The organism is Streptomyces sp. NPDC006326 (assembly GCF_040612915.1).
Lineage (GTDB): Bacteria > Actinomycetota > Actinomycetes > Streptomycetales > Streptomycetaceae > Streptomyces.
On the sequence record NZ_JBEXRC010000001.1, the window covers coordinates 24,978 to 44,737 of the forward strand.

The following is a 19,760-nucleotide window of genomic DNA, read 5'->3' on the forward strand; positions in this document are numbered from 1 at the left end:
GTGGCGGGGATTCGTGGAACAGCAGACAGGTGCGGGCGCGGTGCTCGCTGGCCGGTACCGGCTCGTGGAGCCCATCGGCAGCGGCGGCATGGGCAAGGTGTGGCGCGCGCATGATGAGCTGCTGCACCGGACCGTCGCGGTCAAGGAACTGACGGCGGGCCTGTACGTGGCGCAGGCCGACCGGGAGGTGCTGCACGCCCGGACGCAGAAGGAGGCCCGGGCCGCGGCCCGGATCCAGCACCCGGCGGTGGTCACCGTCCACGACGTGCTGGAACACGACGACCGGCCGTGGATCGTCATGGAGTACATCGACGGCCCGTCCCTCGCCGAGGCGGCCAAGGCGGCCGGCCGGATCGAGCCGCGCGAGGCGGCCAGGATCGGGCTGCACGTCCTCGGCGCGCTGCGCGCCGCGCACGCGGTGGGCGTACTGCACCGGGACGTGAAGCCGGGCAACGTGCTGCTCGCCAAGGACGGGCGCGTCCTGCTCACCGACTTCGGGATCGCGGCGATCGAGGGCGACTCCTCCATCACCCGCACCGGCGAACTCGTCGGCTCCATCGACTACCTGGCCCCGGAGCGGGTCACCGGCGGCGCCCCCGACCCGGCCTCCGACCTGTGGTCGCTCGGCGCGACGCTCTACACGGCGGTCGAGGCCCGCTCGCCGTTCCGCCGGACCTCGCCCATCTCCAGCCTGCAGGCCGTGGTCAACGACGAGCCGCCGGCCCTGAAGCAGTCCGGGGCGCTCGGCCCGGTCATCACGGCCCTGCTGCACAAGGATCCGGCCGGCCGGCCCTCGGCCCAGGAGGCCGAGCGGATGCTGATCGAGGCGATGGAGGGCCGCGAGCCGAAGGCGGCGCAGGCGTACGTGCCCACGCGCGCGGTCAGCTCGCAGGAACTGGCCTCCGCGCAGGAGCCCGACACCGCCGGGACGGCGGATCAGGCGCGTACGGCCGCGCTCCCGGAGCAGCCCGTACCGCCGTCGGCGCCCGCGCGTCCCACCGGCGGCCGGGTCAAGCGGGCCGCGGCCATCGCCCTGGTGGCGGCGCTGGTCGGTGGCGGAGCCGCCTTCGGGGTGCTGAAGTTCACCGGCGAGGCGGACGCGGACAAGGGCGGCGGCTCCGACAAGGACGCGAGCGCCCCCGACCAGCAGGACGGCGACGGTGACGGGCAGGCCGCGGTCACCCCGCCCGCGGGGTGGAAGGAGGTGACCGACCCGACGGGCTTCGCGCTGTTCGTGCCGGACGGCTGGAAGCGCCAGATGGACGGCAACCAGATCGACTACACCGCGGACAACGGCAAGCACTTCATCCGGATCGCCTCGGACCCGACCCCGGACTACGAGAACCCGTACATGCACGTGCTGGACCTGGAGAAGCAGGTGAAGCAGCGGACGGACTACAAGCGCCAGAAGCTGAACCAGAACACCTTCCGCGACAGCACCCGCGCCGCCATCTGGGAGTTCTCCTGGACCGAGAAGGGCACGCAGGCCGGTCCGCGCCGGGCCATCGAGCAGATGTACGTCGCCCCGGACGGCACCGAGTACGCGGTGTACATGTCCGGGCCGGCCGCCGACTGGGCGGTCACGCGCTCGCAGTTCGACACCGTGCTCAGCGGCTGGCAGCCCCCCGCGAAGAAGGGCTGAGGCGCCGCCCCGGGACGGACTCGGCCATCCTGCCAGCGATCGCTGGCAGAAATGGCAAAATCCGGTTACCGACGGGTACCCAAAGCGGCGCGCGCGCAATACGCTCACCGCCATGACGGACTCGCAGGCCCCGGCCCCCCTCCGCAGCGCACCGCAGCCCACCAACCCGGTCGCCCCCGCCCCGGCCGGTGCCCGCACCGCCGCCGACGTGGTGACCCCCGACCTGGTCACCCGGCTCACCCGCGGAGTGCTCGGCTCCGGCCGCACCGCCAACCACACCCCCTTCACCGGGGCCAAGCTGGCGGACCTGCCCGAGGCGACCCCCGAGGACGTGTCCGAGGCCTTCGACCGGGCCCGTGCCGCGCAGCCGGCCTGGGCCGCCGTCCCCGTACGCAAGCGGGCCGCCGTCCTGCTCCGCTTCCACGACCTGGTGCTGGCCCGCCAGGCCGAGGTGCTCGACCTGATCCAGCTGGAGACCGGCAAGGCCCGCCTGCACGCCCACGAGGAGGTGCAGGCCGTCGCCGTCGCCGCCCGCCACTACGGCCGCAAGGCCCCCGCGTACCTGCGCCCCAAGGGCCACACGGGCGCCATGCCCACCCTCACCAAGGTCACCGAGCTGCGCCAGCCGCGCGGGGTCGTCGGCCAGATCGCTCCCTGGAACTACCCGCTGGAACTGTCCGTCGGCGATGCGCTGCCCGCCTTCGTCGCCGGCAACGCCGTCGTCATGAAGCCCGACACGGAGACCGCGCTCACCGCCCTGTGGGCCCGTGACCTGCTGATCGAGGCCGGGCTGCCCGCCGAGGTCTTCCAGATCGTGCTCGGCGACGGCCCGGTCGTCGGCCCCGAAGTCGTCCGGCACGCCGACTACGTCTCCTTCACGGGCTCCACCCGTACGGGCCGCGAGGTGGCCCGGGGCGCGGCCGCCCGCCTGGTCGGGGTCTCGCTCGAACTCGGCGGCAAGAACGCCATGCTCGTCCTGCACGACGCCGACGTGGAGAAGGCCGCAGCCGGCGCCGTCCGCGCCTGCTTCTCCTCCGCGGGCCAGCTCTGCATCTCCATCGAGCGGCTGTACGTCCACGCCTCGATCGCCGACGCCTTCGTCGAGCGCTTCGCCGCCCGGACGAAGGCCATGCGGCTGGGTGCCTCCCTCGCCTACGGCGCGGACATGGGCTCGCTGGTCGGCGAGCGCCAGCTGGAGACCGTGCAGCGGCACGTCGACGAGGCCGTCGCCAAGGGCGCCACGCTGGTCGCGGGCGGCACCGCCCGTCCCGACATCGGCCCGCTGTTCTACGAGCCCACCATCCTCGACGGCGTCGAGGCGCCGATGGCGGTGTGCGGCGAGGAGACCTTCGGCCCGGTCGTCTCGATCTACCGGTTCACCGACGAGGACGAGGCCGTCGCCCAGGCCAACTCCACCGCCTACGGCCTCAACTCCAGCGTGTGGACCAAGGACGCCCGCCGCGGCCACGCCGTCGCCGCCCGCCTGCGCACCGGCACCGTCAACATCAACGAGGGCTACGCCCCCGCCTACGGCAGCGCGCAGGCGCCCATGGGCGGCATGAAGGACTCCGGCCTCGGCCGCCGCCACGGCTCCGAGGGCATCCTCAAGTACACCGAGGCGCAGACCGTCGCCCACCAGCGGCTGCTGCCGATGGCGCCCTCGCTCGGCATGGACGACGAGAAGTACGCGGCGTTCATGACCCGCAGCCTCAAGGTCATGAAGGCTCTCCGATTCCGTTAGGCACCACCGCCCGGGAGGCACCGCAGTGTCGTACGACTACGACGTCATCGTCATCGGATCGGGCTTCGGAGGGTCGGTCTCGGCGCTGCGGCTGACCGAGAAGGGCTACCGGGTGGGCGTCCTGGAGGCAGGGCGCCGCTTCACCCGCGAGAGCCTGCCGAAGAACAGCTGGGACCTGCGCAACTACCTGTGGGCCCCGGCCCTGGGGCTGTACGGGATCCAGCGGATCCACCTGCTCGGCAACGTGATGGTGCTCGCGGGCGCCGGCGTGGGCGGCGGCTCGCTCAACTACGCCAACACCCTGTACGTGCCGCCGACCGCGTTCTTCGAGGACCGCCAGTGGGCGTCCATCACCGACTGGCGCGAGGAACTCGCCCCGTACTACGACCAGGCCAAGCGGATGCTCGGCGTACGCCTCAACCCGACCATGACCCCGTCCGACGTCCACCTGAAGGCGGCCGCCGAGAAGATGGGCGTCGGGGACTCCTTCCACATGGCCCCGGTCGGCGTCTTCTTCGGCGACGGCGCCGACGCCGGGGGCGGGGCGCAGGCCCGGCCCGGCCAGGAGGTGCCCGACCCGTACTTCGGCGGCGCCGGACCCGCCCGGAGGGCCTGCACCGAGTGCGGGGAGTGCATGACGGGCTGCCGGCACGGCGCGAAGAACACCCTGAACGAGAACTACCTCCACCTCGCCGAGCGCGCGGGCGCCGTCATCCACCCGATGACCACCGTCACCGCCCTCGCCGAGCACCCGGAGGGCGGCTACCGGGTCCGCACCGTTCCCACCGACCAGCGCCGCAGGCGCGTCAAGGGCAGTGCCAAGGAGCTGCGCGCCCGGTACGTGGTGGTCGCGGCGGGCACGTACGGCACCCAGACGCTGCTGCACACCATGAAGGACAACGGGCTGCTCCCGCGGATCTCGGACCGGCTCGGCGAGCTGACCCGGACCAACTCCGAGGGGCTGGTCGGCGCGCAGACCGACGACCGCCGCTACCGCAGGCGGCACGGCGGCGACCGGCGGACACGGGCCGACTTCACCCGGGGCGTCGCGATCACCTCGTCCGTGCACCCCGACGCCGACACCCACATCGAGCCCGTCCGCTACGGCAAGGGCTCCAACGCGATGGGGTTCCTGACCGTCCTGCAGGTGCCGTACCACCCGCACCGGGTCCGGGCCTGGTTCGCGCGGACCGTGAAGCACCCGGTGCAGCTGATGCGCTCGCTGTCCAACCGGCGCTGGTCGGAGCGGACGATCATCGGGCTGGTCATGCAGTCGCTGGACAACTCCCTCACCACCTACCGCAAGGCGGGGGGCCTGGGGAAGGGCCTGCTCACGGCCCGGCAGGGGCACGGCGCCCCGAACCCGGTGCAGATCGAGGAGGCCACCCGGGCGGCGACCCTGCTCGCCGAGGAGATCAACGGCTTCCCCGGCAGCAACGTCGGCGAGCTGATGGGCACCCCGCTGACCGCGCACTTCCTGGGCGGCTGCCCGATCGGCGCCTCGCCCGAGCAGGGCGTCGTGGACCCGTACCACCGGCTCTACGGGCACCCCGGGATCTCGGTGGTGGACGGCTCCGCGGTCTCCGCGAACCTCGGGGTCAACCCGTCGCTGACGATCACGGCGCAGGCGGAGCGGGCGATGGCGTACTGGCCGAACAAGGGCGAACCGGACCCGCGGCCGCAGCAGGGGGAGTCCTACACGCGCCTCGCGGCGGTGGAGCCGGTGCGCCCGGCCGTTCCGAAGGAGGCGTTCGGCGCGCTGCGGCTGCCGTTCCTGGCCGTCCCGGACGTTCCGCCGCGGGTACCGCGCTCCCCCTCCGAGCGCGGTACCCGCCGCGATACATAAGTGACAGGTGCTCAACTCTGAAGGTTGTACCGGATTCCGGTTGAGGCGGCTGTGGTGTCCGTCACACAGCGAACCGCGGGCGCACACGGAACGGCCGACCCGGGGCGTTCCCTGGGCCGGCCGTCCTTGTGGGGTGACCGGGCTGCTGTCCCCTGCCGTCCGGTCACGCGAGGGAGCGAGGTCCCACGACGCACGTCCCACGGGCGTACGTCTCATCGCTCCGGTGGAGCCACGCGTGGTGTTGCGCCCCGCGCCTGGCTGGCGCGGACATCCACACCAACGAAGGCCTCCCGGGCCGGTCACGGTCCGGACGAGTGACGAACAGGCGTCAGACCCGGCCCCGGCACAGTTCCAGCAAGGTCATCGCGAGTGCGGTGCCGGACTTTCCGAGAGCATCGCTCCAATGTGAGAGCACCTCCATCTCGCGGGAGAGGTGCACCCGGCGTCCGCCGGAGGCGATCCGGGCCTCCTGGATGACCGTGGAGACGGCCATCCGCTCCTGGATCAGGCCGATGATCCGGTCGTCGATCGCGTCGATCCGCTCGCGGGAGTCGGCGATCAGCTGCTCGGGGGTGGTGGTGAGGGTGGTCATGGTTTCTCCTGAAGGGTTGTGCCGACAGGAGCGGGAAACGCGGAGCGCCCCGGTCCTGTCGGACCGGGGCGCTCTGGGAAGTCAGTGGCTCAGGCGAGCATCACGAGGACCCATGGCGACCGGACCGGCCGGTGCCATAGGTAAAGAGGAAGCTCAGCTGCTTGCGCACGAAACGGATTATTGCCGCCTGCCCCGCTCCGGGCCAACCCGGCCCGGATGCTGAGACGGATCGGCGGGGCGCGTGACGCGGGCGTGGTCGGTGTACACGCGGCGGAACAGCTCGTGTCCCGTTCGCTCCGCATGCCGCAGCGCCCAGTCCTGCGCCGCCTCGTGCTCGCCGTGCGGTCCGGACTCGGCATCGCAGCGGTAGGCGGCGCAGAACGCCTCGTAGACGACTCCGCCTTCGGGGGCGTGCCGGATCAGCACCCGTCCCGCCCGCGGTGCGCGGCGATCTCCACATTGCAGTCCGACACCGCCGAGCGGTCCCCCTGTCGGTACGCCTCGGAACGCTGCCTCACCAGCGCCGCGCACACATCGCAGCCGGGGGCGGGGCGGGGGGCTTCGGCGGGGAGGGTGAGGTGGACCGGGGGGCTCATGGTGGTCTGTGACGCCATGCATTGGACGCTAGGGGCGTTGAGTTGAGGCCGCGATGCCGTGTTCTCGATTGTTCTCGCACGCCGGGGAGATGTTCTCGGATGTTCCTTCGTGGTCTTGGGTATGAGCTACCGCGGCGTCCGGGATCCGTGAATGCTGGGTGTGGAAGTTCCCGACAGAAGGGGCGAGTTCATGGCGCGGCGACTGCGTTTCAACGGTACGGGCTCGGTCGGCGGTGGCTGTCCCGCCGTGCATCAGGATCTGGACAGCGGAGAGATCGTCGTCCAGGGAAGGCCACTCACCGACCCGGAGGACATCAAGCAGCTCCGGCACCTCGGTGAGGGCGAGGTCCCGGTGGTGGTCCCGAGGGAGCTGCTCGTGGACTTCGGGCCCAAGGAGGCGGAGCGGGTTCCGCGCATCATCGACCTCGACGCCTTCGGGAGGCTCTTCGAGAACTTCGAGCACACGGCCTGGCGGTTGGAGACGAGGCGGCGCTTCGCGTCCGACGAGGCCGACGAAACCTATGCGCAGTTCGTGGCCGGGGAGCCCGTGCAGTGGGACTACGACGACGCCTGGTCCCGTACCGTCCGGGGGCAGACGGGCCAGGGCAAGCGCTTCGAGCGGGTGCGGATCGTCGACAACCCGCCGTCAGTGGGGCAGCTCTACCTGCTCGACAACGCCAAGCGGAACTGCGCCGTGGGTGAGGACATCCGCAACCTCTGGCGGGAGGATGCGGATCGCCTGCAGCTGCCCGCCGAAGACTTCTGGATCTTCGACTCCCGGTTCGTGGCCCTGCTCAACTTCGATGACGCCGACAACCTGATCGACGTGGAGCTGATCACGGAGCCGGCGGCCGTCAACCGATACGCACAGGTCCGCGACGCGGCATGGCACTACGCGGTTCGCTACGAGGCCTTCGCGGCGGGCCTGGCCACCTAGGCGGGCCGTAAGTAGCGTGTGACCGGTGAGCACAGACTTTCAGAAGGCGCGGGCCGCGCTCGGAGCCAGGCTCCGGGACCTGCGGCTGTCGGGCCCTGCGGGTCGGCTCACCGGTACACAGCTGGCGGAGTTGCTCGGCTGGACGCACTCCAAGGTCTACAAGCTGGAAAACGGGCGGCAGACCGCGACGGCCGACGACCTGAGGGCCTGGGCGGAAGCGACTGGCAGCCCGGATGTCACCGATGAACTGCATGCGCGGCTCAAGGGCTTCGAATCCCACATCCGCTCGTGGCGCCGCCAACTGGCCTCCGGGCATCGCGCGGTGCAGGACGCGATCACCGCCGAGCACGCCCGTACCACCACCTTGCGCATCTGGGAGAACTGCCTCGTCGCAGGCATGCTTCAGACCGCCGACTACGCCCGGGCCGTTTTCACCCGGCACGCCGAACTCATGCAGTCGCCCCGGGACACCGAGGACGCGGTGCGCGCGCGGGTACGTCGCCAGGAAGCGCTGTACGACTCCGGTAAGCGGCACCAGATCATGATGTGGGAAGGGGCGCTGCACGCCCTGGTGTGTCCCCCGTCAGTCCTCGCGGCGCAGCTCGACAGGCTGCTGAGCGTCATCGGCCTCGACACGGTCGAACTGGGCATCATTCCGTTCTCGAACCCTTTGAAGATCCACCCGGGCAACGGTTTCTGGATCTACGACGAGCGGCTCGTGATCGTGGAGGACTGGCATGCGGAGCTGTGGCTCGATGACGCCGACAGCATCGCAACCTACGACCGGGCCTGGAACGCGCTCCGCGAGTCCGCCGTCTACGGGGCCGACGCCCAGAGGGTGATCAGCGAGGCGCGCCGGGCGCTGTGACAGGACCGTCGCCTCGGGTAACGGTGGCGTGGGTCTCGGATGGTGCGACAAAACGGCGTGCTCCGCCACCGGTAGAATCGACAAAACAGCCACCCTCTTCCGCCGGAAGGCCGCCCCCGTGCCAGAAGCACCCCACGCCGCCCACGACAGCGCCGCCCCGGACACGGTTCTCGTCGTCGACTTCGGCGCCCAGTACGCCCAGCTCATCGCCCGCCGCGTCCGCGAGGCACGGGTCTACAGCGAGATCGTGCCCAGCACGATGCCCGTGGCCGAGATGCTGGCCAAGGACCCCAAGGCGATCATCCTCTCCGGCGGCCCGTCCTCCGTCTACGAAGAGGGCGCCCCGCAGCTCGACCGCGAGATCTTCGAGGCCGGCGTCCCCGTCTTCGGCATGTGCTACGGCTTCCAGCTGATGGCGACGGCCCTCGGCGGCACCGTCGACAACACCGGCGCCCGCGAGTACGGCCGTACGCCGCTCGCCGTCTCCAAGTCGGGCTCCACCCTCTTCGAGGGCACCCCCGAGAACCAGTCGGTGTGGATGTCGCACGGCGACGCCTGCTCCGCCGCCCCGGAGGGCTTCACCGTCACCGCCTCGACGAACGTCGTCCCGGTCGCGGCCTTCGAGAACGACGAGAAGAAGCTGTACGGCGTGCAGTACCACCCCGAGGTGATGCACTCCACGCACGGCCAGCAGGTCCTGGAGCACTTCCTCTACCGCGGCGCCGGTCTGGCCCCGACCTGGACCACCGGCAACATCGTCGAGGAGCAGATCGAGGCCATCCGCCAGCAGGTCGGCGACAAGCGTGCCATCTGCGGCCTCTCCGGCGGCGTGGACTCCGCGGTCGCCGCGGCCCTCGTGCAGAAGGCCATCGGCCCGCAGCTGACCTGCGTCTACGTCGACCACGGCCTGATGCGCAAGGGCGAGACCGAGCAGGTCGAGAAGGACTTCGTCGCCGCGACCGGCGTGCAGCTGAAGGTCGTCGACGCGCAGGAGCGCTTCCTGAACGCGCTCGCCGGCGTCTCCGACCCGGAGACCAAGCGGAAGATCATCGGCCGCGAGTTCATCCGCGTCTTCGAGCAGGCCCAGGCCGAGATCATCGCCGAGGCCGAGGGCGGCCCGGACGTGGCCTTCCTGGTGCAGGGCACCCTCTACCCGGACGTCGTCGAGTCCGGTGGCGGCACCGGCACCGCGAACATCAAGTCCCACCACAACGTGGGCGGGCTCCCCGAGGACATCGAGTTCGAGCTCATCGAGCCGCTGCGCCAGCTGTTCAAGGACGAGGTCCGGATGGTCGGCCAGGAGCTCGGCCTCCCCGACGAGATCGTCCACCGCCAGCCCTTCCCGGGCCCCGGCCTCGGCATCCGCATCGTCGGCGAGGTCACCAAGGAGCGCCTGGACCTGCTGCGCGAGGCCGACGCCATCGCCCGCCACGAGCTCACCGCGGCCGGCCTGGACCGCGAGATCTGGCAGTGCCCGGTGGTCCTGCTCGCGGACGTCCGCAGCGTGGGCGTCCAGGGCGACGGCCGCACTTACGGCCACCCGATCGTGCTGCGTCCGGTGTCCTCCGAGGACGCGATGACCGCGGACTGGACGCGCATGCCGTACGAGGTGCTCGCGCGGATCTCCACCCGCATCACCAACGAGGTGCCGGACGTGAACCGCGTGGTCCTGGACTGCACGAGCAAGCCCCCGGGCACCATCGAGTGGGAGTAGGACCCCGCTCACCGCAACCGTCGAAGCCGCCGCTCCCGGGCAGGGGAGCGGCGGCTTCGCCGCGTGTATGGCCACTTCGGGCGCGCGCCGGTACCTTGCGCCGCGACCGAAGGAGGGCCATGGCCGCCGACCGACCCGCACCCGCACCCGTGCCCGAGGAGCGGCTGGGCTTCGAGCTGCCGCCGGTGCACGAGGACCCCGCCCGGGAGCGCGCGTACCGCAAGGAGCGCCTCGCGCTGGCCCTGCGGCTGCTGGGGCGGCTGGGGTACGAGGACGGCGTGGACGGGCACGTCAGCGCCCGCGACCCGGAGTTCGAGGACTGCTACTGGGTGAACCCCTTCGGGCGGCCCTTCGGCGCCCTGACCGCCGAGGACCTGCTCCTGGTCGACGGGGACGGGCGGGTGCGCCAGGGAGGGCGGCGGGTCAACGGGCTCGCCTTCGCCGTGCACGCGGCCGTGCACCGGGCCCGCCCCGAGACGGTGGCCGTGGTGCGCACGTACGGTCCGTACGGCCGGGCACTGGCCGCACTCGGCGAGCTGCTCGCCCCGATCAGCCCCCAGGCCTGCGCCTTCTACGAGGACCACGCGCTCCTGGACGGGTACGCCGGAACCGGGGACGCCGACCGGATCGCCCGGGCGCTCGGCCCGTACAAGGCACTGGTCCTGCGCCACCACGGGCTGCTGACCGTCGGGGACTCGGTGGACGCGGCCGCCTGGTGGTTCGTCGCGGCGGAGCGCGCCGCGCAGGTGCAGCTGATCGCGCGGGCCGCCGGCAAGCCGGCGGTGATCGACCACCGCGGGGCGGCCGCCGCGCGGGAGCGGTTCGGGACCGACCTCGCCGCGTGGGTGAACTACCAGCCGCTGTCCCGGCAGGTGGCGTCAACATCATGAACGGTTAATCACCTGCTCTGACATCGTGCGCAATCCGGAACACTGCCCCAGTGGTGCACAATTCGCTGGCATTGCACCGAAGTTCAGAGAGGCGGCACGCACGTGGCTGTCCAAGAGATGTCCCGAAGCACCCACGGCGGCTCCTGCACCTGCGACGACTGCCCGCACGGCGCCCAGGAGGGGCACCGGCGCGCGGTCGCCGCGTTCCTGGAGAAGCGGGACGAGTTCGCCGCCGGGCAGGGGCTGCCCGCCGCGGTGGCCCGCTCGGCCGGCGCGTCCCGGCAGTGGGTCTCCGACGAGCTGACCCTGTCGGCCCGGACGGTCGCCGACCGCGGCAGGGAGGCCGGGAACTCCTGGCTGTACCTGTTCTCGCGGCGGGCCGTCCTCGCCGTGTGGATCGCCGCCGGGGTGCTGCTGCTGGTGCAGGTGGGCACCGCGCTCGGCACCGGCTGGTCCACCACCCGCACCGCCGGGCTGCTGGCCGCGCTGGTGCTGGCCGCCCTGCTCACCGTCGCCGCCCGCGCCCAGTCGCTGCGGGGCGGGCTGCTGGCGCCGCTGGTGGGGGAGGACAACCGGCTGTCCACCTCGAAGGCGGTGCCGAGCGCCTGGGTGGTGCTGACCGCGTTCGCCGCGCTGCTGCCCGCGCTGCGGCTGGCCGCCTCCGCACCGGGCCCGCAGCGGCAGGCGCTGTACGCCGGGCTCTCGCTCGGCCGGGCGCTGCCGCTGCTGGCGGTGGTCGCGCTGACCTCGGCGGTGGCGGTCCTGGTGCGCCGGGTGGTCGCCGTACGGATCATGGCCCAGCGGTTGCAGAAGCTGCCCGCGGACCGGCCGCGCGGGGCGGACCTGCTGACCGACGACGCGGGCCGCGGGAGCTTCCCCGACGCGCAGTACGTGCTGGTCTCCGCCGTGGTGCTGGCCTTCGCGGTGGTCTCGCTGGCCCGCTACCCGGACCGGCTGCCGCGGCTGCCGTGGGCGCTGGCCCTGCTGGTGGCCCTGTCGGCGGCCGTGTACCTGGCGGCGAAGTTCGCCGAGGTGACCCGCCCGCTGGTGCTGTCGGTGGTCCGCAGACGGGAGCCCGGCGACCTGGACGCGGCGATCCGGCCCGGGGACGACATCGAGATCCGGGGCGTCGGGTTCGTGCCGCCGGGCGCGCACACGCCGGAGATGCTGGCCCGGCTCGTGGTGCGGATCGGGACGGTGCACGTGCACGTGCCGCTGGTCCCGGTCGCGGGCGGATTCACCAACCCCTCCGACGCCGTGCTGACGGTGCCGGTCCCGGCGGAAGTGGAACCCGGGCGCGTCGAGATCCAGGTGGTCACCGCTGCCGGAGTGGAATCCAACCGCTGCAGCATCGACGTGGCCGAGTGAACGGGGTACACATGGGGGCGTGAACCGAACTGATGTGTCCGCCGGCGACGTGGGCGACGTCCCTCCCGGCCATGTGCCCGCCGGTGACGCGCACGGCACGGCTCCCGGACTGCGGGAACGGGCCGCCCGGTACGCGCTGCTGCCGCTGCGGGTCTTCCTCGGCGTGACGTTCGTCTACGCGGGTCTGGACAAGCTGACCGACTCCGCGTTCCTGTCCGCCTCCGGCAACGGCTCGATCGGCGAGCTGATGCGCGGCGTGCGCGACACCTCCGCCGCCCCCTTCCTCGTGGACTGGGCCCTGCTCTCGCCCGTCGGCTTCGCCGTGCTGCTGGCCATCGGGGAGATCGCGGTGGGCCTGGGGGTGCTGGCCGGCCTGCTGACCCGGATCGCTGCCGTGGGAGGGGCGCTGATCTCGCTCAGCCTGTGGCTCACGGTGTCCTGGCAGGTGTCCCCGTACTACTACGGCAACGACCTCGCCTACCTGATGGCGTGGATCCCGCTGATCCTGGCCGGGGCGCCCTACCTGTCGCTGGACTCGCTGATCCGGTCGCGCCGGTCCCGGCGTACCGCATAGGTCACCATCCCCACCAGGGCCGCGAGGGCCAGCCCGCCCGCGGCCATCGGGAGGACCAGGAACCAGGGCAGGTCCGCCCCGCCGGTCGCGTCGAGCAGGTACAGCACGGCCGCGGCCAGCAGGACCAGCCCCGCCAGGAGCCGGCCCGGCTGGAACTCATGACGCCGCACGGGCCACCTCCACCTGTCCCACACCCGCACTCAGGTGCAGCTCGATCGTGCCGCCCGCCTCGGTGCCGGGCAGCGGCTTGAGGGTCTCTTCCTGCGTTTCGCCGCCGCTCTTGATGCGTACGTCCCGGCTGGTGTCCCCGGGCAGCCGGATGTCGCCCAGCTTGACCGAGACGTCGGCCTGCGCGGTGACCTCCCGCGGTACGACCACCTTGAGCCGGCCCGCCTCGATCGTCGCGCGGACCGTCAGCGTGGTGCCCTTGGGCACGTCGAGCCGGCTCAGGTCCAGCGTGGCGAGCCCGGTGCCCGAGGAGTACACGGGCCGTACGTCGGCCACCGCGGCCGGGCGCCAGCGCACGTCGTGCCAGTCGGTGCCGATCTCCCGGGGCAGCGCGGAGGCCCCCGCCAGCAGACCGGCGGTGGCCAGGGCCAGCAGGACGGTCCCGAAGCCGGTGCGGCCCTTGACCGAGCTGACCGCAAGACCGAGGCCGAAGACGGCCAGGGCTGTGGCCAGGGCGATCTGCAGCGCGTACGAGAGGGTGCTGCCCTCCCAGACCGAGGCGCAGGCGATGGCCCCGCCCAGCACGGCCAGTGCGAACACCCGGCCGCCGATGCCGCCGCGCGGCACCCGGGCCGCGGCGGCGGCCGGCGCCGCCCGGCCCGGGACGCCGCCGCCCGCGGTGCCGGCCGCGACGGCGTCGGCCGAGTCGTCCGGCCCCCACAGGTAGCCGCTGGACCCGACCGGGCCGGTGGTGCCGTCCTTGACCAGCGGATCACGCCACCACGACGGGCCGCCGACGGTGGGCGGAGCCTGGGTCTCCGGCGGGGCCGGGCGGTGCGCGGCCTGGGGCTCCGCCTCGGGGGGACCGGCGTGGCGGCGGCGCTGCGACCAGTACGCGGCCCCGCCGAGCGCCAGGACCGCCAGCACGGAGAACGCCGCGAGCCCGCCGTTGTCCAGCATCGACAGGAACAGCGCGCAGCCCACCAGGGCCGAGAAGACCGCGGCCAGGGTGGCGCCCTCGATCCGGCCGGTCAGCAGCTTCTTCGCCTCGCTGTCCTCCTCGCCGTCGACCGGCAGCAGCAGCCACGCGAACCCGTAGAAGATCAGGCCCACCCCGCCGGTGACCGCGAGGACACCGAGCACGATCCGGAAGATCACCGGGTCCAGGTCGAAGTACCGGCCGAGGCCGCCGCACACACCTGCGAGGACCTTGTCGCGCTTGCTGCGGCGCAGGGGCGGGCGCTCGGCGGGCCGCTCGCCGCCGGGCGCGGCGGCAGCCCCGGCAGCCGGTTCGCCCGGCGGGGAGTCGTGCGTGGTCATGGCTCCATGGTGACGGGCCGCCACGCCCCGCGGCACCGGGCCCGACCCTGGTGCAACCCTGATATCCCCCGGGCCGAACCGGGGGGATGCCCTGATGCCCCCGGGCTCCGCCACGTGTGACCATCGGTGCCATGCCCGCAGCCGCCGCCCTCCGCACCCCGCACCCCCCCGAGTCCGACGAGGCCCCCCTGCGCCGGCTCTACCGCAGCGCCGACGGCCGGATGCTCGGCGGAGTCGCCCGCGGACTCGCCGGGCACCTGGGGCTGCCGGTCGTCTGGGTCCGGCTCGCCTTCCTCGGCCTGTTCCTGTGGGGCGACGGGCTCGGCGTGCTGCTGTACGCCGCGTTCTGGGTGTTCGTACCGCTCGGGGTGGGCGGCCGCACCGCGCACCGCCCCTTCTTCGAGACCCTCCCCGACGGCAGCCGGCGCCTGCGCAAACCCGAGAAGGGGCAGATCACCGCACTCATCGCCCTGTGCATCGGCGCGGGGATCTTCATCTCCAAGGTCCAGGTCGGCGGCACCTCCGGCCGCTACGTGTGGCCGACGCTGCTGGTCGGCGCCGGTGTGGTCCTCGTCTGGCGGCAGGCCGACAACGCCCGCCGCGCCCACTGGGGCGAGGCCGCCGGGCGCAACCGGCGCCGGCTGCAACTGGCCCGGGGTCTCGCCGGCGTCGCACTGGTCGGCGTGGGCCTGACCGTCTTCCTCGTCGTACGCGGCTCGGCCGCGCAGCTCGGGAACGTGCTGACCGCCACCCTCGCCGTGCTCGTCGGCGTCGCCCTGCTCGCCGGACCGTGGCTGATCCGGATGACCCAGGACCTCTCCGAGGAACGCCTGATGCGCATCCGCGCCCAGGAGCGCGCCGAGGTCGCCGCCCACGTCCACGACTCGGTGCTGCACACCCTCACCCTGATCCAGCGCAACGCGGAGGACGTGGGCGAGGTGCGCCGGCTCGCGCGGGCCCAGGAGCGCGAGCTGCGCAACTGGCTCTACAAGCCGCAGGGCACCGGCAAGGACGAGGCCGAGGAACCGGCCACCCTCGCCGAGGCGGTGAAGAAGACCGCGGCCGAGGTGGAGGACCACCACGGCGTCCCGATCGAGGTCGTCGTCGTCGGCGACTGCCCGCTCGACGAGAAACTGGGCGCACAGGTGCAGGCCGCGCGCGAGGCAATGGTCAACGCCGCCAAGTACGGTGGCGAGGCAGGGGCGGTGCAGGTGTACGCCGAGGTGGAGGGACAGACGGTGTTCGTGTCCGTACGGGACCACGGGCCCGGCTTCGACATCGACGCGGTACCGGACGACCGCATGGGCGTACGAGAATCGATCATCGGCCGGATGCAGCGCAACGGCGGAACCGCACTGCTGCGGCCCGCCCCCGACGGCGGCACGGTAGTCGAGCTGGAGATGGAGAGGGCGGCGAGGACAGCATGACCGAAGAGAGCGGTACCGGGGCGGCGACCAGGCACGTGCGGGTGGTGCTCGTCGACGACCACCGGATGTTCCGCACGGGCGTCCAGGCCGAGATCGGCGACACCGCCCGGACCGGCGTCGAGGTCGTCGGCGAGGCCGCCGACGTCGACCAGGCCATCACCGTCATCACCGCCACCCGGCCCGAGGTGGTCCTCCTCGACGTGCACCTGCCCGGCGGCGGCGGGGTCGAGGTGCTGCGGCGCTGCGCCCCGCTGATGACGGGGGAGCAGCCCGTGCGCTTCCTGGCCCTGTCGGTGTCGGACGCCGCCGAGGACGTCATCGGCGTCATCCGCGGCGGCGCCCGCGGCTACGTCACCAAGACCATCACCGGGACCGACCTGGTGGACTCGGTCTTCCGCGTGCAGGACGGCGACGCGGTGTTCTCGCCGCGGCTGGCCGGCTTCGTGCTCGACGCGTTCGCCTCGACGGACGCGCCGCCGGTCGACGAGGACCTGGACCGCCTGACGCAGCGCGAGCGCGAGGTGCTGCGGCTGATCGCGCGCGGGTACGCGTACAAGGAGATCGCCAAGCAGCTGTTCATCTCGGTGAAGACCGTCGAGTCCCACGTCTCGGCCGTGCTGCGCAAGCTCCAGCTGTCGAACCGGCACGAGCTGACCCGCTGGGCGACGGCCCGCCGCCTGGTCTGAGCCGGGGCGATCCGGGCCCGGGGCGGCGGAGCCCGGGGCGCCGGAGCCCGTGTGATCCACGCCGCAGGGGGCGGGGGCAACCGGAGGGGGCCGCGCCGCCCTCTTGGGTGGCGTGATGAGCTTGACCGGGACCCCCCTCTTCGCGACGGTGATCGCCCTCACGGCGATCGCCGTCATCCTGCCGCTGGCCGTGTGGAGCAAGGTGCGCGGCCCCGCCGTCGTACGCGTCGCCACCCGCGCGTCGATGCTCGTCTTCGCCCAGGCCACCGCCATCGCCCTGGTCTTCCTCGGGCTCAACCGGGACATGAACTTCTACGCGAGCTGGGGCGACCTGTTCGGGACCGGCTCGTACGTCACGGCCGCCCCCGACCTCGGCCCGGACGGGCTCGGCGGGAAGAAGGCCGAGCAGGTCAAGGGGGCACCGAAGGTACCCCAGCACTTCGAGCCCGTGGACGGCCTCGGCGGCCGGGTCAAGAAGACCGAGCTCGACGGCAAGATCTCCGGGGTCAAGGGCGACGTCATGGTGTGGCTGCCGCCGCAGTACGACGACCCGGCCTACAAGGACAAGAAGTTCCCCGTCGTCGAGCTGATCCCGGGCATACCCGGAACGGGCAAGTCCTGGTTCCAGGGGCTCAAGGCGCACGAGGTGCTGGAGCCGCTGATGAAGAACGGCAAGGTGCAGCCGTTCATCCTGGTCTCGCCGCGCGCCATGCTCCTGGGCAACGCCGACACCGGCTGCGCCAACCTCCCCGGCAAGGTCAACGCCGACAGCTGGTTCAGCGTCGACGTCCGCAAGATGGTCACCGACAACTTCCGCACCTCCGGCGACGCCCGCACGTGGGGCGTGGCCGGGTACTCGGCCGGCGCCTACTGCGCCGCGAAGCTGGCGATCCTGCACCCCGACCGCTACAGCGCGGCCGTCTCGCTGTCGGGCTACAACGACCCGGGCCAGGAGCCCAGCTCGCTGGTGGCCCAGGATCCGGAGCTGCGCCGCACCCACAACCTGAAGGCCCTGCTCAAGGCGGCGCCCACGCCGCCGCCGGTCGCGCTGTGGATGTCGGGGGCCGAGCAGGACGGCTACTTGTCCGGCACGGACCTCAAGGCGCTCGCGCAGAGCCCGACGGTGGTGCACGCCGAGAAGGTCACCGGCGGGCACAACCTCGACTCGTGGTCGAAGCAGCTGCCGCAGACCTTCGGGTGGTTGAGCACGCAAGTGAAAATGCCGTAGCCGAAGGCGCCTTGCCCGACTGGCAGGGGTGGCGGCGAGCGGCGACGATGGAATTGTCCCGTGAAGTCATGCCGCTTGTATGGCGAGTCGTCGCCGGCCGCCGGGACGGAGAGACATGTCGCCGGGTGTTGTCATTCTCGTTGTCGTCATCGCCCTCGTGTGGATCATCTGGCTGTGGTGGGCTTCCCGCCGCCACACGTCGGAAAGCAGCCCCCTGGTCGTCGAGGAGAACATTCCGGCGTTCCAGGTCGTGGCCCTGGGGCTGCAGGGCTCGGGGAAGACGCTCCTGCTGGCCAGCATGTACCACCGGCTCCAGACACCGGCAGGCCAGAGCTACTTCCTCACCGCCTCGCACGAGGACGTCCTGCAACTCAACCAGTGGTTCAGTCAGATGGCAGACACGGAGTCGGCGAACAGCTGGCCGCCCGGAACGACCAAAGGCGAATCACGGCATTTTTCGTTCACCGCCAAAACACGTACCGCCGAAGGCTTCCGCCCCATTCTTGAGCTGAAGTACCTGGAGTACGCGGGAGAACTCCTCACCGAGCCGCAGGCGCCCGGATCGACGGTCCAGGAAGACCTGTTCGCGCACATCCGGCAGGCCGACGCACTGCTCGGGATCATCGACGGAAACCACATCCGACAGCATCTGGACGGTGTTCCCACGGGTCTGATGCGTCTGGAGCAGACCCTCGACGCCCTGGTGCCGGCCATGATCGAGGCGACCTGTCCCGTCAGCTTCGTCATCACGAAGTGGGACCTGCTCACGGGTCTGCACCCCGACGAGAGCACCCGGTTGGAACTCGTGCACGACCTTTTGACGTCCAACGACCATTTCCGGTCGCTGGTGAAGATCCACGGCTCCGGCCGGGTGGTCCGCCTCATCCCCGTCAGCGCGGTGGGCTCGGGCTTCGCGAGGGTCGACTCCACCGGAAGGATCGTCAAAGTGCCGCACGGAACGCTGCATCCCAGCCGTGTCGACGTTCCGCTGTCGGCCGTGGTGCCCGACCTGTTCGACCAGGTCGAAGCCCGACTCGACAAGGAGGCCCGCTCGGCCTTCTACGAGGAGGTGCGCCAACGCAGCCGGATGACCCCGATGGAGACGATCACCTCCATGGGCACCTTCGTCGGCAAGGCGGCAGGTCAGGCCGTGTTCGCGGCGTTCGGTACCTCGGTCACCCTGACGGGGAACGCCCTCGTCGGTCTCTTCCTCGACTCCCACCGGAGGGCGCGCCAGCAGTCGCAGGACCGGCTCGACCGGGAACTGACCGAGGCCGAGCAGCGCATCGAAGACCTTCGGGAAGCGCGGCGGCGGGTCATCGAGGACATGCGCCGCAAAGTCGCGGTCCTGGAGGACCAGTTGCCCCACTCCAGGCTGTCCTGACATGGCCGGCCCCTCGTCCCCGCAGCAGGGATGGCCGTTCCTCATCGCCCGTGGCCGGCACCACGGTTACCGGACCCTGCTCGCCCCCGAGGTCCTGCTCGCCCAGCGCGACTACGGAGTGCTGGACGATTCGGTGGCACCGAGCACGGTGGAGGACCAGGCACAGGTCATGCAGGTGGTCACCGCAGGCGGACGCCCGCTGACGGTCGTGCACGCCACGCACACGGCCACCGCGGCCGACCTCGCCGAGCCGGGAACCGAACCCGACGACCTGCCACCACGGGACGAGTACGGCCGCCCGCTCTCCCTGATGTACGGATTCGTCTGCGAGGGCGGCGCCGAGGTCCGACCGCAGCCGGCCGACCTGGCCTTCTGCCGTGAGGCCGCGCTCCGCGTGTACCGGCGGTTCCTCCGGGACGAGGAGGGCTTCGCGGTCGAGCCGGGGCGGGCCTTTCCCCTGCGCTCGGCCGTGGCCGTGGCCGTGACCCCGCGCGCCGTGGGGGAAGGCGCCCGGCGCGCCCCCTCCCTGACCAGCCGCTTCGGACCCCCTCCCGGCAGGAGGCTGATCGCCGCTGCGATTCTGGCGGCCGTCGTGATCCTGGTCTACGTGGTGTGGGGTCTCCTCTCGCCCCCGCCGCCGACGCCCACACCCCCCGGGAATCCGACTCCGCATCCGACGTGGACAGAGCCACGGCAGCCGACCCCGCCGGAGTCGCCGGAGTACTGCCCCCCGTTCAGCGACCAGCCCGGCTGTTCCGGCGAAGCGTACGAGGGCTGAA

19 protein-coding genes are annotated in these 19,760 nt (G+C 72.0%); 14 read left to right on the plus strand and 5 right to left on the minus strand.

Going from position 1 to position 19,760, the window contains the following annotated elements:
* The first annotated feature begins 13 nt into the window (after positions 1 to 13).
* The 3 genes from ABZ128_RS00100 to ABZ128_RS00110 all read left to right on the plus strand — a co-directional run bounded on the left by ABZ128_RS00100 (position 14) and on the right by ABZ128_RS00110 (position 5,229).
* Positions 14 to 1,642, plus strand: coding sequence for a protein kinase (locus ABZ128_RS00100; protein WP_356845041.1), 1,629 nt, complete (start codon positions 14 to 16; stop codon positions 1,640 to 1,642).
* Between the two features lie 112 nt (positions 1,643 to 1,754).
* On the plus strand, positions 1,755 to 3,383 hold the full coding sequence (locus tag ABZ128_RS00105; RefSeq protein WP_356845043.1) for a succinic semialdehyde dehydrogenase: 1,629 nt from the start codon (positions 1,755 to 1,757) through the stop codon (positions 3,381 to 3,383).
* Between the two features lie 25 nt (positions 3,384 to 3,408).
* Complete coding sequence (locus ABZ128_RS00110) at positions 3,409 to 5,229, plus strand: GMC family oxidoreductase (RefSeq protein ID WP_356845045.1); 1,821 nt, start codon at positions 3,409 to 3,411, stop codon at positions 5,227 to 5,229.
* Between the two features lie 328 nt (positions 5,230 to 5,557).
* On the opposite strand, the gene ABZ128_RS00115 is transcribed toward ABZ128_RS00110, so the two are convergent.
* The 3 genes from ABZ128_RS00115 to ABZ128_RS00125 all read right to left on the minus strand — a co-directional run bounded on the left by ABZ128_RS00115 (position 5,558) and on the right by ABZ128_RS00125 (position 6,435).
* Positions 5,558 to 5,821, minus strand: coding sequence for a chorismate mutase (locus tag ABZ128_RS00115; RefSeq protein WP_356845047.1), 264 nt, complete (start codon positions 5,819 to 5,821; stop codon positions 5,558 to 5,560).
* Between the two features lie 177 nt (positions 5,822 to 5,998).
* The gene (locus tag ABZ128_RS00120) at positions 5,999 to 6,247 is read right to left on the minus strand and encodes a hypothetical protein (protein WP_356845048.1); all 249 of its coding nucleotides are present in this window, start codon (positions 6,245 to 6,247) and stop codon (positions 5,999 to 6,001) included.
* The gene (locus ABZ128_RS00125; RefSeq protein WP_356845049.1) at positions 6,241 to 6,435 is read right to left on the minus strand and encodes a hypothetical protein; all 195 of its coding nucleotides are present in this window, start codon (positions 6,433 to 6,435) and stop codon (positions 6,241 to 6,243) included. Before ABZ128_RS00125 ends, ABZ128_RS00120 begins: the two co-directional genes overlap by 7 nt.
* Before the next feature lie 172 nt (positions 6,436 to 6,607).
* Between ABZ128_RS00125 and ABZ128_RS00130 the strand changes: the two genes are divergently transcribed.
* From ABZ128_RS00130 to ABZ128_RS00155, 6 genes are all read left to right on the plus strand, one after another.
* Entirely contained in the window at positions 6,608 to 7,354 is a 747-nt protein-coding gene (locus ABZ128_RS00130; RefSeq protein ID WP_356845050.1) for a DUF6879 family protein, read from the plus strand.
* A gap of 25 nt (positions 7,355 to 7,379) precedes the next feature.
* Entirely contained in the window at positions 7,380 to 8,222 is an 843-nt protein-coding gene (locus ABZ128_RS00135; protein WP_356845052.1) for a helix-turn-helix transcriptional regulator, read from the plus strand.
* Between the two features lie 118 nt (positions 8,223 to 8,340).
* A complete protein-coding gene (gene guaA, locus ABZ128_RS00140; RefSeq protein ID WP_356845053.1) occupies positions 8,341 to 9,936 on the plus strand; it encodes a glutamine-hydrolyzing GMP synthase in 1,596 nt (531 codons plus the stop codon).
* A 119-nt stretch (positions 9,937 to 10,055) separates the two neighbouring features.
* Positions 10,056 to 10,826, plus strand: a complete 771-nt coding sequence (locus ABZ128_RS00145; RefSeq protein WP_356845055.1) for a class II aldolase/adducin family protein — start codon at positions 10,056 to 10,058, stop codon at positions 10,824 to 10,826.
* A gap of 102 nt (positions 10,827 to 10,928) precedes the next feature.
* Positions 10,929 to 12,194, plus strand: a complete 1,266-nt coding sequence (locus ABZ128_RS00150; protein WP_356845056.1) for a hypothetical protein — start codon at positions 10,929 to 10,931, stop codon at positions 12,192 to 12,194.
* A 73-nt stretch (positions 12,195 to 12,267) separates the two neighbouring features.
* Entirely contained in the window at positions 12,268 to 12,768 is a 501-nt protein-coding gene (locus ABZ128_RS00155; protein ID WP_356845446.1) for a DoxX family protein, read from the plus strand.
* On the opposite strand, the gene ABZ128_RS00160 is transcribed toward ABZ128_RS00155, so the two are convergent.
* A complete protein-coding gene (locus tag ABZ128_RS00160; RefSeq protein WP_356845058.1) occupies positions 12,714 to 12,938 on the minus strand; it encodes a hypothetical protein in 225 nt (74 codons plus the stop codon). The genes ABZ128_RS00155 and ABZ128_RS00160 overlap by 55 nt on opposite strands.
* Entirely contained in the window at positions 12,925 to 14,256 is a 1,332-nt protein-coding gene (locus ABZ128_RS00165) for a PspC domain-containing protein (RefSeq protein ID WP_356845059.1), read from the minus strand. The genes ABZ128_RS00160 and ABZ128_RS00165 overlap by 14 nt, the downstream gene beginning before the upstream one ends.
* A 131-nt stretch (positions 14,257 to 14,387) precedes the next feature.
* Here ABZ128_RS00165 and ABZ128_RS00170 point away from each other — a divergent pair, with 131 nt between their 5' ends.
* From ABZ128_RS00170 to ABZ128_RS00190, 5 genes are all read left to right on the plus strand, one after another.
* Entirely contained in the window at positions 14,388 to 15,683 is a 1,296-nt protein-coding gene (locus ABZ128_RS00170) for a PspC domain-containing protein (RefSeq protein WP_356845060.1), read from the plus strand.
* On the plus strand, positions 15,680 to 16,369 hold the full coding sequence (locus ABZ128_RS00175; RefSeq protein ID WP_356845061.1) for a response regulator transcription factor: 690 nt from the start codon (positions 15,680 to 15,682) through the stop codon (positions 16,367 to 16,369). Before ABZ128_RS00170 ends, ABZ128_RS00175 begins: the two co-directional genes overlap by 4 nt.
* Positions 16,370 to 16,484: 115 nt before the next feature.
* Complete coding sequence (locus ABZ128_RS00180) at positions 16,485 to 17,597, plus strand: alpha/beta hydrolase-fold protein (protein WP_356845063.1); 1,113 nt, start codon at positions 16,485 to 16,487, stop codon at positions 17,595 to 17,597.
* Positions 17,598 to 17,712: 115 nt separating this feature from the next.
* Positions 17,713 to 18,981, plus strand: a complete 1,269-nt coding sequence (locus tag ABZ128_RS00185; protein WP_356845065.1) for a hypothetical protein — start codon at positions 17,713 to 17,715, stop codon at positions 18,979 to 18,981.
* 1 nt (position 18,982) lies between these two features.
* Positions 18,983 to 19,759: a hypothetical protein gene (locus tag ABZ128_RS00190; protein WP_356845066.1), complete on the plus strand. Its 777-nt coding sequence runs from the start codon at positions 18,983 to 18,985 to the stop codon at positions 19,757 to 19,759.
* Position 19,760: the final 1 nt, after the last annotated feature.

Excerpts from the sequence above, each read along its gene's own strand:
- ABZ128_RS00105 (WP_356845043.1), top strand. The coding sequence starts at position 1,755 with ATGACGGACTCGCAGGCCCCGGCCCCCCTCCGCAGCGCACCGCAGCCC.
- ABZ128_RS00115 (WP_356845047.1), bottom strand. The coding sequence starts at position 5,821 with ATGACCACCCTCACCACCACCCCCGAGCAGCTGATCGCCGACTCCCGC.
- ABZ128_RS00125 (WP_356845049.1), bottom strand. The coding sequence starts at position 6,435 with ATGGCGTCACAGACCACCATGAGCCCCCCGGTCCACCTCACCCTCCCC.
- ABZ128_RS00130 (WP_356845050.1), top strand. The coding sequence starts at position 6,608 with ATGGCGCGGCGACTGCGTTTCAACGGTACGGGCTCGGTCGGCGGTGGC.
- ABZ128_RS00145 (WP_356845055.1), top strand. The coding sequence starts at position 10,056 with ATGGCCGCCGACCGACCCGCACCCGCACCCGTGCCCGAGGAGCGGCTG.
- ABZ128_RS00165 (WP_356845059.1), bottom strand. The coding sequence starts at position 14,256 with ATGACCACGCACGACTCCCCGCCGGGCGAACCGGCTGCCGGGGCTGCC.
- ABZ128_RS00170 (WP_356845060.1), top strand. The coding sequence starts at position 14,388 with ATGCCCGCAGCCGCCGCCCTCCGCACCCCGCACCCCCCCGAGTCCGAC.
- ABZ128_RS00175 (WP_356845061.1), top strand. The coding sequence starts at position 15,680 with ATGACCGAAGAGAGCGGTACCGGGGCGGCGACCAGGCACGTGCGGGTG.
- ABZ128_RS00180 (WP_356845063.1), top strand. The coding sequence starts at position 16,485 with ATGAGCTTGACCGGGACCCCCCTCTTCGCGACGGTGATCGCCCTCACG.
- ABZ128_RS00185 (WP_356845065.1), top strand. The coding sequence starts at position 17,713 with ATGTCGCCGGGTGTTGTCATTCTCGTTGTCGTCATCGCCCTCGTGTGG.
- ABZ128_RS00190 (WP_356845066.1), top strand. The coding sequence starts at position 18,983 with ATGGCCGGCCCCTCGTCCCCGCAGCAGGGATGGCCGTTCCTCATCGCC.